Source organism: Flavobacterium sp. N1719 (assembly GCF_025947045.1).
GTDB lineage: Bacteria > Bacteroidota > Bacteroidia > Flavobacteriales > Flavobacteriaceae > Flavobacterium > Flavobacterium stagni.
On record NZ_CP109993.1, the window covers coordinates 1,428,064 to 1,441,715 of the forward strand.

9 protein-coding genes are annotated in these 13,652 nt (G+C 36.5%); 8 read left to right on the plus strand and 1 reads right to left on the minus strand.

Going from position 1 to position 13,652, the window contains the following annotated elements; translation table 11 throughout:
- Window positions 1-22: 22 nt before the first annotated feature.
- Complete coding sequence (gene rplQ / locus OLM45_RS06050) at window positions 23-532, plus strand: 50S ribosomal protein L17 (RefSeq protein ID WP_264512759.1); 510 nt, start codon at window positions 23-25, stop codon at window positions 530-532.
- 129 nt (window positions 533-661) lie between these two features.
- On the plus strand, window positions 662-1,780 hold the full coding sequence (gene carA / locus OLM45_RS06055) for a glutamine-hydrolyzing carbamoyl-phosphate synthase small subunit (protein ID WP_264512760.1): 1,119 nt from the start codon (window positions 662-664) through the stop codon (window positions 1,778-1,780).
- On the opposite strand, the gene OLM45_RS06060 is transcribed toward carA, so the two are convergent.
- Window positions 1,777-2,811, minus strand: coding sequence for a hypothetical protein (locus tag OLM45_RS06060; protein WP_264512762.1), 1,035 nt, complete (start codon window positions 2,809-2,811; stop codon window positions 1,777-1,779). The genes carA and OLM45_RS06060 overlap by 4 nt on opposite strands.
- Window positions 2,812-3,110: 299 nt before the next feature.
- Between OLM45_RS06060 and eno the strand changes: the two genes are divergently transcribed.
- The 6 genes from eno to OLM45_RS06090 all read left to right on the plus strand — a co-directional run bounded on the left by eno (window position 3,111) and on the right by OLM45_RS06090 (window position 13,651).
- The gene (eno, locus tag OLM45_RS06065; RefSeq protein ID WP_129461884.1) at window positions 3,111-4,403 is read left to right on the plus strand and encodes a phosphopyruvate hydratase; all 1,293 of its coding nucleotides are present in this window, start codon (window positions 3,111-3,113) and stop codon (window positions 4,401-4,403) included.
- Window positions 4,404-4,549: 146 nt separating this feature from the next.
- A complete protein-coding gene (locus OLM45_RS06070) occupies window positions 4,550-6,502 on the plus strand; it encodes a tetratricopeptide repeat protein (RefSeq protein WP_264512764.1) in 1,953 nt (650 codons plus the stop codon).
- Between the two features lies 1 nt (window position 6,503).
- The gene (locus OLM45_RS06075) at window positions 6,504-7,271 is read left to right on the plus strand and encodes a LytR/AlgR family response regulator transcription factor (RefSeq protein WP_129461882.1); all 768 of its coding nucleotides are present in this window, start codon (window positions 6,504-6,506) and stop codon (window positions 7,269-7,271) included.
- Window positions 7,272-7,281: 10 nt separating this feature from the next.
- A complete protein-coding gene (locus tag OLM45_RS06080) occupies window positions 7,282-9,675 on the plus strand; it encodes a T9SS type A sorting domain-containing protein (RefSeq protein ID WP_264512766.1) in 2,394 nt (797 codons plus the stop codon).
- Between the two features lie 196 nt (window positions 9,676-9,871).
- Window positions 9,872-11,155 (plus strand): citrate synthase, encoded by a 1,284-nt coding sequence (locus tag OLM45_RS06085; RefSeq protein ID WP_264512768.1) that lies wholly within the window; start codon window positions 9,872-9,874, stop codon window positions 11,153-11,155.
- A gap of 258 nt (window positions 11,156-11,413) precedes the next feature.
- Window positions 11,414-13,651, plus strand: coding sequence for a SlyX family protein (locus OLM45_RS06090; protein ID WP_264512770.1), 2,238 nt, complete (start codon window positions 11,414-11,416; stop codon window positions 13,649-13,651).
- The last annotated feature ends 1 nt before the right edge of the window (window position 13,652 follow it).

The following is a 13,652-nucleotide window of genomic DNA, read 5'->3' on the forward strand; positions in this document are numbered from 1 at the left end:
TATTGAATAAAAAGATTTTAAAATGAGACACGGTAAAAAAGTAAATCACTTAAGCAGACAGAGCGGACACAGAAAGTCAATGTTAGCAAATATGGCTTGTTCTCTTATTGAGCACAAACGTATTAACACTACTGTTGCTAAAGCTAAAGCTCTAAAAGTATTTGTAGAGCCTCTTATCACTAAATCAAAAGAAGATTCTACGCATAACAGACGTATCGTTTTCGCTTACTTAAGAAATAAATACGCAGTTTCTGAATTGTTCAGAGAAGTAGCTGCTAAAGTAGGTGATCGTCCAGGTGGATATACTCGTATTATTAAATTGGGTAATCGTTTGGGAGATAACGCTGATATGGCAATGATCGAGTTAGTAGACTTCAACGAACTATACAACGGTGGTAAGAAAGAAGAGAAAAAAGCAAAAAGCCGTCGTGGTGGTAAAGCTAAAAAAGCGGAAACTGCTGCTCCAGCTGCTGAGGCTGCTCCTGAAGCACCTGAAACTTCTTCTGAAGAAACTTCTGAAAGTGCAGAATAATGAATTCATCACTTTAAATATAAAGGATAAGCTTTCGAGTTTATCCTTTTTTTTGTTTATAAAGTTTTACAAAAGAATTTTTGAGTCCAAATTCTAAAACCTAATTTTGCAACCAACAACACAACATTCATGAAATATACTACACGTCCTCAGGCACTTTTATTATTGGCCGATGGAACCATTTTTTATGGCAAATCCATTGGTATTTCAGGAACTACTTTTGGTGAAGTTTGCTTCAATACCGGAATGACCGGTTACCAAGAAGTCTTCACCGACCCTTCTTATTTTGGTCAAATTATGGTGACCACCAATGCACATATTGGTAATTATGGGGTCAATAACCAAGAAACGGAGTCGGATCAAATTAGAATTGCTGGATTGGTGTGTAAAAATTTTAGTTTTACGCATTCTCGTCCCGATTCAGAAGGCGATTTGTTGTCTTATTTTATCCAACAAAATCGTGTAGCTATTGCCGATGTTGATACCCGAGCTTTAGTAAGCTATATTAGAGATCACGGTGCGCAAAATGCGGTAATTTGTTCTGATGGCACCCCAATTGAAGAATTGAAAAAGCAATTGGCTCTAATTCCAGACATGAAAGGATTGGAATTAGCTTCTAAAGTCTCTACTCAAGAAATGTATTCGTTCGGAGATGAAAAGGCTTCGTATAAAATTGCTGCACTGGATTTAGGAATCAAAAAGAATATTCTGCGCAATTTGGCAAAACGTGATTGTTATATTCAAGTATTTCCCTACGATACTCCTTTTGAAAAACTAGCTGCTATTAATCCCGATGGTTATTTTTTATCCAATGGTCCAGGCGATCCCGATCCGTTAACGCAAGTCCAAGAGACCGCACGTCAAATGATTGCTTCAGACAAACCCGTATTCGGTATTTGTCTTGGTCACCAAATTATAGCTTTAGCCAATGGTATTAGCACCTACAAAATGTTTAACGGTCACCGCGGTATTAATCATCCAGTAATGAATATTAAAACGGGTAAGGGTGAGATTACTTCTCAAAATCATGGATTTGCGGTAAATCGTGAAGAATTGGAACAACATCCCGATTTGGAAATCACCCATTATCATTTGAATGATCAAACTGTAGCCGGTATGCGAATGAAATCAAAATCTTGTTTTTCAGTGCAATACCATCCTGAAGCAAGTCCGGGACCACACGATTCATCGTATTTGTTTGACGAGTTTGTAGCCGCTATGCACGAGACAAAAACAATAAACGTTTAATCGACGTTGGTGAATTTCTCGTACAGATCTTCAAACTCGATATTGTTTTTTAAGAATTGACTGTTGGTAATGTACCAACGTTTTATCAAATCACTTTTTTTGACCTGATTTACATAAAGCGCGTCAAAAAAAGTGTTTTTTATTTCATTATATCGGCGTACTTCCGCATTGTAATCTTCTACTTTAATCGGAGTATTACTTTCTAAAAATTGCTTTTTTATTTTTTGAAAATCTTCATAAACCGTAACGTATTTTTGAAATAAAGGCAGCAGTGTTTCGTTTTGTTGAATGATATAATTGACAAATTCAATATTGGCTTCTACCATGGATTGATCTTCGTAATCGTCTTTAAGCAGGTCGGTTTTTACTAAGGATTCTTGAGCTATTCCACTCATGAAATTGATACATTCCATGACTTTATCGGTGTCACGGTATTTCAGTAATTGGACCAATTTGTCATCCAAAACATTTATTTTGTAGAAAATTAAGTTCTGGTAGGCATTGTATTCAAAAACATTACGTTTGTTAAAACTGCGAATAATGATTTTATGCTTTAATCCAAATTCTTTTTTCGCCGTTTCATAGGCTAAGATTTCGGCATAGTATTTTGAAATTTCTATTTCTTTGTGCGCGAAATTTTTAAAAATTTCGGAGTAGTCTAGGCCACTTTGAATCTGATAATCGTTCAGTTTTAATGATTTGTTTTTAAGTAATTCAATGGTCTTGTTGTTCAAACGAATAAAAGCATCGCGTAAGGTCATATCGCCATCAACACCTTTGTCATTGCGAAGTAAGTTTTCATTAATGTCCTCCAACTTTAAATAAATCCGTTCCAAAGTAGTATTTACACGTGAGTCGGGTGTAAAATCGATAATCGATTTTGAATATTCCATTAACGACTCTTTGACAAACAATTCATTCTTGCCAAAATCATTTATGTAGGCTTTGGCATTGCGGTAATTTTGGGCAAAAAGGATGGAACTGCAAAAGAGAATCCATGTAAAAACGATGATTTTTAGTAGGTTTTTCATTCCTTGAATTGTTTGATTTTGATTTGGTTGAGTAAAAATACATCATTTTCAATCAATCTACCAAATATAATATCGATAAAATGTCTAAAAATATCGGTGTAAATGTTAAAGTTTGTTTTAAAGTAAGAAAATACATATAAAAAATGAAGTAGATTGTTTTTCCTTTCTTGCAACATTTTACTGTCAAATTTTAGCTAAAACGTTTGAGTTTATAAGTTTTTAATGAATTGATAAATTAGTCACTTACGATTAATTAAATTTGTGAAATAAACAACGAATAACTATTAAATTCATACATAATGAGTATTATTATTAAAGTACATGCGCGTCAAATCTTGGATTCCCGTGGAAATCCTACTGTTGAAGTTGATGTTATCACAGAAAATGGTGTGTTAGGACGTGCTGCAGTTCCGAGTGGCGCCTCAACTGGCGAACATGAAGCTGTTGAATTGCGTGATGGCGGCAAAAGTTATATGGGTAAAGGGGTGTTAAATGCGGTTGAAAACGTAAATACTAAAATTGCTCCAGAAATTATTGGAACTTCAGTGTTTGAACAAAACGCTATCGATAAAGCAATGATTGAATTGGACGGTACAGCCAACAAGTCCAATTTAGGTGCTAACGCTATTTTAGGTGTTTCTTTAGCTGTAGCAAAAGCGGCTGCCAATGAATTAGGATTGCCTTTATATCGCTATGTAGGTGGTGTTTCAGCCAATACATTACCGGTTCCGATGATGAATATTATCAACGGGGGATCACATTCTGATGCGCCTATTGCTTTTCAAGAATTCATGATTATGCCCGTAAAAGCAAAATCTTTTACGCATGCTATGCAAATGGGAACTGAGATTTTCCATAACCTGAAAAAAGTATTACACGATCGAAATTTATCCACTGCTGTAGGTGATGAAGGAGGTTTTGCTCCCAATCTTGCAGGAGGAACAGAAGACGCTTTGGATTCCATTAAGTTGGCTGTTGAAAAAGCGGGCTATACCTTTGGAGAGGATGTGAAAGTTGCATTAGATTGTGCGGCATCAGAATTTTATGTAGACGGTAAATACGATTATACAAAATTTGAAGGGGCTCAAGGAAAAGTGCGCACTTCAGCAGAGCAAGCTGATTATTTAGCTGAATTAGCCACAAAATATCCTATCGTGTCTATCGAAGATGGTATGTACGAAGACGATTGGGAAGGTTGGAAATTGTTAACCGATAAAATTGGCGATCGCGTTCAATTAGTGGGTGACGATTTGTTTGTAACGAACGTGAGTCGTTTGTCTACAGGGATCGAAAAAGGAATCGCTAATTCAATCTTGGTTAAAGTAAACCAAATTGGAACCTTGACGGAAACCATTGCTGCCGTTTCTATGGCGCACAATGCGGGTTATACTTCAGTAATGTCACACCGTTCTGGAGAGACTGAAGATACGACCATCGCTGATTTGGCTGTTGCATTGAATTGTGGTCAAATAAAAACCGGTTCGGCTTCTCGCTCTGACCGTATGGCTAAATACAATCAGTTACTTCGTATTGAAGAGGAACTGGCTGATACGGCATATTTCCCAGCTGAAAAAGCGTTCAAACAGAAATAATTTAGTTTCTAATTTATAGCAAAAACCCTGCTTTTCAACAAGTAGGGTTTTTTTATGCGTCAAATTCTCGGTTTTCGACCGCAAATGCTCATTAACTCGTGGCTGATTAAAGGATTTATTTATCTTTGATTCTCCAGATTTTTTTCATGATGCGAACCTACTTATGGATACTCTTGTTTTTTGGACTCGGAAGTGCATTTGCACAAAACCGAGCAGCAGATAGTATTCAGAAAATTTTGAAGTCCGAACACAATGAAGTGAATCGGGTTCATCTTTTAAACGCCCTAAGTGATGCTTATAAGCCCAGCATGCCCGAAAAGATGCGGCAATTTGGCCAACAAGCGTTAGAATTGTCTCAAAAGATTGATGATCGAAAAGGGCAAGGTGATGCCTACATTAACCTGGGGAATTCTTTTGTTTTGCAATCCGATTACAGAAAAGCTTTAGCCTTATTTCAAAAAGCAAAAGAAATTTTCGAAACTGAAAATCAGTCTGATCCCGAGGTGAAAATTGGTTTAGCCAAATCTTTGGGGAGTTTAGGGATTATTTTTTCGGAACAAAGTAATTATACCAAAGCCCTCGAATTCTATCTGAAATCGGTAACGATTTATGAAGCTATTGGCGATCAAGATCGTTGTGCTAAGCTTTTCAATAATATTGGTGTTTTATACCAATCCCAAAAATCCTATTACAAGGCCTTGTCTTATTTTGCCAAGACAGAGAAAATTTTAAAGAAAAAGCAAGATCCCATACTCGGTGTCACGTATACCAATATTGGAAATTCTTACATGGGGATAGGACAGCTTGAAAAAGCACAAGGCTATTATACCAAAGCTAAAGCGATTTTAGAGAAAAATGAAGATAAGCGAGGATTGGGCGAACTCTACAACAACCTTGGTTTACTCCATCAAAAGTTGCATAACGATACCGCCGCTTTACAAGCTTGGCGAGATGCGGAACAAGAGTTTACGACATTTGGTGAAACATTTGGTTTGTCCGATACCTATTATTATTTGGCGGAATATTGGAAAACAAAAGGGAATACCGCGAATTCTCGTTCCTTTGCTCAAAAAACCATGTCGCTTGCGAAAACCAATCAAGTGTTGGAACAACAAATGTTGGTAGAGAAGTTGCTGAGCGAATTGGCCGAAAAAGAGGGCAATGTAGACGAGTCGTATCGGCATTATAAAGCCTACACCCAACTCAAAGACAGTATTCAAAATGAAGCGTCCATTCGACGAGGAGTAGAAGCCGAATTGAATTTTGAATTTGATAAACGCAATTTGTTGCAAAAAGAAGCCTTGTTGAAAAAGGACTTATTGCTACAAGAATCAGCGAAGAGAAATCGCTTGCAATTAATATATTCGGTGTTGATTGCCGTGTTGTTGTTCGGACTCGGATTCCTGTGGTACAATCGTTTACAGATTAAAAAAACGCTCACTTTGCAAAAAGAACTCGCAGAATATGAACAAAAGGCCTTACATTTACAGATGAATCCGCATTTTGTATTCAATTGTTTGGGTTCGATTTCAAGTTTTATTGTAAATAATGGAAAAGAATCGGCCGTTAAATACTTGGCTAAGTTTTCCAAATTAATGCGTCTCACACTTGAGTTCTCGAAGGAATCCCTGATTTCAATTGACAAAGAAATCGATGCATTACAAAATTATTTGGAATTAGAACAATTGCGTTTTAATGCAGTTTTTACGTTCACAATAGAAAAATCTGAGGAGATTGAAGACAATATGGGATTGCCTCCTTTATTGATTCAACCCTTTGTAGAAAATGCGATTTTACATGGAATTGTCCCCAAAAAACATTCGGGTGTAATTTCCATTCAATTTGATGTCGTCGATGACCAATTAAAATGTTATGTGACAGATAATGGAATAGGAATCACTGCCTCTCAAAAAATTAAGGAAAAATCGGTTTCTGTACATAAATCCATGGCCATCGAAATTATTCGAATGCGTTTGGAAAAAATCGCCTCAACTACGGGGAAATCCGCTGGAATAGCTATTAATGAATTAACACAAAACGGAGAAGTTTTAGGAACGGAAGTTGTTCTTTCTATTCCGTTGCAATTTTTAGAGCAATAAGATGAGAATATCCGCACTTTTAATCGACGACGACCCAATTCTACGCAGTGGAATGAAAGGGCTTTTATCCATGGTTGCTCCTGAAGTTGAAATTGTGGCCGAAGCCGAAGATGTGCAATCCGGAATTGCTGCTATTGAAAAGTGGAAACCGCAGCTTATCTTTTTGGATATTCAATTGAATGACGGTACTGGCTTTGATGTGCTCGAACATTTTACCCAAAGTACTACCCGATTGGAAAGTCAGGTTGTTTTCATTACCGCTCACGAGCAGTATGCCGTGAAAGCCTTCCGTTTTAGTGCGTTGGATTATTTACTAAAACCTGTTGATCCGGATGATTTACGATCGGTCATAGAAAAAGTAAAAAAATCACAAGATGATGCTACGGGTATTTCCCATGTAGAATTGTTGTTGGAAAATATTAAACGACAAACCAACAGCTTCAAACGAATTGCGTTGACTAATTCTGACGGAATCCATTTGTTTGAAATTGCCGATATTATTCGTTGTGAAAGTGAAGATAATTATACAACCTTTTATATTCGAAATAACAAACCTGTTTTAGTGTCTCGTACATTAAAAGAATTTGAAGAATTACTCCGTGATCATGGTTTTGTGCGTATTCACCAGTCGCATTTGATTAACCTAACTTTTTTGAAGAGTTATGTCAAAAAAAACGGAGGCTATGTGATTATGGCGGATCAAACGCATTTGCCCATTTCACAACGCAATAAAGAAAGGTTACAAGAATTGATAACAAAAACATTATAAATCCAGGCGTATGAAGCAACTTTTACTTTTCTGGGTTCTATGGGGGGGACTTTCGGCAACGGCACAAAATGTGGTGATTCCGGATGCTATTTTTAAAAATAAATTGACCAGTACATTGTGTGCTGACTTTAATAATGACGGGATTTATGACGGTGATGCAGATACAAATGATGACGGAGAAATCCAAGTCGTAGAAGCACAAGCTGTTCTACGTTTAAAAATCAACAATACATCCTTTCCCAATGCGACTTCGATTGCCGATTTAACCGGGATTGAAGCTTTTGATAATTTGAGAGAAATGCAGGTGGGTTATAATGCTTTGACTAGTTTTAACTTTTCACTTCCCAATCTTGAGCTGTTAAAAGTTAATCAAAATTCAATTGCTAGTTTAAATTTATCAGGAGTACCATTATTAAAAGATTTGGATTGTTCTAATAATCAAATGACTGCAATAGACTTGCAACCGGTAGGTTTGTTAGAATCACTAAAAGCCGACTTCAATCCGTTGCAAAATGTGAATTTGGAGTTTGTTTCCAATTTATCGACATTATCGCTACAAAGTTGTCAGTTGACGGGATTGGATTTTAATCAAGTGCCTGATTTGATTTATTTGAAAATATCCGATAATGCGTTTGTCCCCAATTTAAATCCTTTAGTGAATTTAAAAACACTATTAGCCAAAGGAATGGGGTTGACCACTATTAATTTGTCAACCAATAGCAACTTATTGTTGGTAGATTTGAGTGAAAATAACTTTCAACAATTGGTGTTGCCTGCCTTGCCTAGTTTAAATACATTGACTTTAAACAATTGTAATGTGTTGCAAAGTGTTAATGTCGATGATTTGCCAGCGCTCAGTTATCTGGAAATTAGTAATGCACCGCAATTACAATTTATCAATGCTAAAAATGGTAGAACATTCTATCAAATGCTATCATTACAAAGTCTTTCGTCGCTGCAATATGTTTGTACCGACCAAGCGACCATTGCTGAATTCCAACAAGCCGTAAGCCTAGGAGGGAGCAATGCGCAAGTAAACGATTATTGTACGTTATATCCGGGAGGAAATTACAACACCGTCACTGGAGTATTCCGTTACGATGGAGATCAAAATGGTTGCGATAGTGCTGATAGTTTGGCTTCGTTGGTGAAAATTAATTTTCAAAATACTAGCGAAAATGGAACAACATTCAGCGCTGTTGGTAATGGATATACTTTTTATCCCACAGTAACAAATACTCCAATTCAATTACTCCCACAATTAGAAAATCCTTCCTATTTTTCGATTAATCCGAATGCAGCCATTTTGAGTTTTTCACAGCCCAATGGACAAGTGAGTACGCAAGATTTTTGCATTAGTGCCAATGGGAATTTTCCCGACGGTGAAATTACTATTGCGCCCGAATTACGGTTACGCCCCGGATATACTTCTACGATGCGGTTATTAATTCGCAATAAAGGGAATCAAATACTTAACGGACTTTTTTATTTAAATTATGAATGGGGTAAAGTAACCCTTTTATCATCAACAGTTCCGCCTACTAATCAAACCCAAGGGCAATGGGTTTGGGTTTACACCGATTTACAACCCTTTGAGTCCCGACTAGTGGAATTAGAAGTATACGTCAATTCTCCAAATCAAGTTCCTGCGGTTAATGTGGGGGATTCTTTACAATTTGAAGTGGGGATGACACCTAGTGCAGATGCACAACCACAGGATAATGCCTTAGTTTTTACAGAAACTGCGGTAGCAACCTACGAGCCAAATAATATTATCTGTCTGGAAGGGAATCAGTTGCCGTTAAGTGCAGTCGGTTCTTATTTACATTACATGGTTAATTTTGAAAATACAGGATCACAAACAGCGCAACAGGTTGTCGTTCGATTAAATATTAATCCTGCCGAGTATGCTGTGGATTCTGTTCAGCTTTTAGAAACATCCGCCACGAGTTATACCCGTCAAAAGGATAATATTGTAGAAATATTTTTTCCCAACTTACAAGTTGATACGGGCGGTCATGGAAATGTATTGATGAAAGTGCGCTCTAAGGACAATCTGAATAATGGAGATTTTGTAAATGGAAGAGCTGATATCTTTTTCGATTATAGTAATCCAGTGGATACTGGAATATCACAGACGGTTTATCAAGATTTGCAGGTGGAAAATCCAGAATCTATAACTTGTACTGTAAGTCCGAATCCAATTGTAAATAGTTTAACTATTGTTGCTTCTCAAGTTATTGATAAAGTAGCGGTTTTTGATGTGCAAGGGCGATTAATTCAGATTCATTTTGATTCTATGCCAACAGTTCAATTGGATTTCTCAACGTATAAAGTGGGGACGTACTTCTTAAAAATATATACAGCTGAAGGCATGGTTGTGAAAAAAGTAGTAAAAGAATAAAGAGTAGGTTGCTAAACACCTTGATTCAATATTGACTTTCGAGGTGTTTAGACAATCTTTAATTTTTAACTATAGCAATCTTGCAAAATTTATTGTTTTTTTAACGAAATCGTTAGAATCTTTCTTTTTTAATTCGATGTTAATTCTCTAAATTTGTTAAAATATTATTTATCAGATTTAATTTCCTATTTATATCATGTCAAAAACTGCAATATTAGAGTTGGATGGCCAAAAGTATGAGTTCCCTGTAATTGTTGGGAGTGAAAATGAAACAGCCATCGACATTGAAAAGTTACGTGCCTTAACAGGAGCGATTACTATTGATCCAGGATACAAAAATTCAGGTTCCTGCGAAAGTAAAATTACCTTTTTGGATGGTGAAGAAGGAATTCTTCGTTACCGTGGGTATTCCATTGAAGAACTAGCCGAAAAAGCGAGCTTCTTGGAAGTATCCTATTTGTTAATTTTTGGAGAATTGCCAACACAGGCTCAGTTAAATCAATTTGAAGAAGATATTCGCAAATATACTTTGGTGAATGAAGAGATGAAAAATATCATCGATGGTTTTCCAAAAACAGCGCACCCAATGGGGGTACTTGCGTCATTGACCAGTGCATTAACGGCATTTAATCCAAAATCGGTTGATCCACACAATGAAAAAGAAATGTACATTGCTGTATGTAAAACAATGGCGAAATTCATTGTAATTGCTACATGGACCTATCGTAAATCAATGGGTTATCCTTTAAATTATTACGATAATACAAAAGGATATGTAGAAAACTTTATGCGATTGATGTTTGAATTGCCAACTGGACCGTATGTAACGGATCCTGTAATCGTTGATGCTTTGGATAAACTGTTTATTCTTCATGCCGATCACGAGCAAAACTGTTCAACTTCTACAGTGCGTATAGTAGGTTCATCTCATGCCGGTTTATTTGCTTCAGTTTCTGCCGGAGTTTCGGCATTATGGGGACCTCTTCATGGTGGAGCTAACCAGGCAGTTTTAGAAATGCTTGAAGAAATAAACAATAATGGTGGTGATGTAGCCAAATATGTTTTAAAAGCAAAAGACAAAGATGATCCATTCCGTTTGATGGGATTCGGTCACCGTGTATATAAAAACTTTGATCCACGTGCAAAAATCATAAAAAAAGCGGCTGATGAAGTGTTGACAAAATTGGGTGTTAATGACCCTTTATTGTCTATTGCAAAACAATTAGAGCAAGTTGCCTTGGAAGATGACTATTTTAAATCACGTAACCTATATCCAAACGTTGATTTTTATTCAGGGATTATATACCGTGCATTAGGAATTCCAACAGAAATGTTTACGGTAATGTTTGCCATAGGTCGTTTACCAGGCTGGATTGCGCAATGGAAAGAAATGCGTGTGAATAAAGAACCAATTGGACGTCCTCGTCAAGTTTATACAGGGTACCCGTTGCGCTCATTTGTTGAGATAAATAAACGATAAAAAATAAGTTATTTTTTACAGAAAGCTCCCTTCGGGGAGTTTTTTTTTGCATATGCTCATATTTGTAAGAAAAATAATATAAAAAATTAAAAACAGTGTAATATATCGATTTTAACGTGTATTTAATCTTGATAGGTAGGGTTTTTTTATGTTCCTTTGTTATAATCAAAACACACACATTATAAGTCAAACTCAATTAATAAATTAAGATGTAAAAATTACAAAAACTTAATTCGTCCCAAATCTAAACTATCGCCTATGAAAACGAAAAAAACTACTTTAGTATGGTTGTGCCTGACCTTAGGTGCTCCTTTTATGTTTTTCGCACAAACAACAACGACTACACAAACTTTCAACAACACGTTTTATGGACAAAATTCTGGGATTAATAATTCTGGGAATTTTAGTTGTGGATTTGGTGTAAACACCTTAATGAATAATGGGGGTAATAGTAATACTGGTTTCGGTATTCAAGCTTTAATGAGTCCGAAAGGTGGTTTTAATGCTGCTTTTGGTGCAAGTTCAATGAAGAGTAATGATACCGGTTCGCTCAATTCAGCATTTGGAACACGTACATTAGAAAACAATTTATCAGGTAGTTTCAATGTAGCTATTGGACACAGAACCATGGGAGATTTGTCTGAGCCTGGGAATATGAACACAGCCATAGGATATTCAGCATTAAAAATCAATGCTGGTGATGGTAATATTGCATTGGGATATTTTTCACCCAGACATTTGGCTTCAGGAAATAATAATATATTTATTGGAACAGAAACGGCTGTTAACCTTGAAAGAGGAAACGGTAATGTTTTTTTAGGAAAAGTGATTGTAAATCCTTTTGCATCTTCGCAAGTTCTAATTGGGAACGATGCGGACAAAACGATCATTTTTGCAGATGGTTATGGAGCACAACGCATGACAATCTCTAATACAGGGAATGTGGGTATTGGATTAGGGAATAATGTTTTATCGTCCAACCGACTTGAAGTAAATGGAGGAGTAGTCATTGGAAAAAGTTTTGTTTCAAATGCTAGTCCGATGGCTGGTTTAACTGCACCAGCAAATGGTCTACTCGTTGAAGGAAGAGTTGGAATTGGCACTTCAACTCCCAATAATAAAGTAGAAATCACCCAAGGTACAAATGGGTTTTCAGGGTTGCGTTTTACCAATCTAACGAATGCTTTTGTTCCAGCTACTACAAGTGTTAGTCGTAAATTTCTAACTGTAAACGCATCAGGAGATGTAGTTTTAGAGAATGTAGGAACAACAAATTCCTTATTGTCCGATCAAAATACATTGACCAGTACTGTAAACGGGGTGTCTTCTAATGCACCTATCGTGAATTCAGTAGCCACTATTTTTGCAGAAAATAATCAATTAACTACTATTGTTAATGGAGTTGCCAGTGCGCCTGTTACGATTCCAATCCCTACTGATACCGATGAACAAACCTTAGCTTTAGCGGGTAATGTCTTGTCCATTTCAAATGGAAACTCAGTAACATTACCAGCCGACGGAGATTCTAATCCGACTAATGAATTACAAACATTGACGCAAAACGGTAATGTTGTTATTCTTTCCAACGGTGGTGGGACCATAACTTTACCAACAGATACCGATACTGACGCACAAACCTTAGCTTTAGCGGGTAATGTCTTGTCCATTTCAAATGGAAACTCAGTAACATTACCAGCCGACGGAGATTCTAATCCGACTAATGAATTACAAACATTGACGCAAAACGGTAATGTTGTTACTCTTTCCAACGGTGGTGGGTCTTTTACTTTGCCAACCGATACGGATACCGATGCACAAACTCTTTCTTTAACTGGAAATGTATTGGCAATATCGAATGGTAATACTGTGACTTTGCCGCAAACGGTAATTCAAGGCGGATCCAATATCTCCGTGTCAGGAAATGGTTCTGCAGCAACACCGTATTTGATTTCATCAATCGATACAAGTTTGTATGCTGCTAATGGAAGCATCAACCAAGCAACAACTACAGGTACAAATCGTGTAGTGAATTTGAACAGTAGAAATATTTGGTTCAATACTTCGACTAGTACAGTTAATGGAAAAATTTATATTGGAAATACGACGGCTTATCCAACTACAACTGGAAATTATAGATTGTATGTAGAAGGAGGTATTTTGACTGAAAAAGTGAAAGTGGCATTACGTAGCTCAAACAACTGGGCGGATTATGTTTTCGCAAAAGATTATAAATTAATGCCTTTAAAAGAAGTTGCTACATTTATTGAAAAAAACAAACATTTACCCGGTGTAGCTTCTGCAGATCAATTAGCTGCTGAAGGTTTGGATCTTGCTGCTATGCAAGCAAAACACATGGAAAAAATTGAAGAGTTGACACTTTATATCATCGATCAAGATAAAAAAATTGAAACACAACAAGCTACTTTAAGCCAACAACAAAAAGAAATTGAGACCTTAAAAGCTCAAGTGGAATTGCTAATCCAAAAAATGAAGTAAG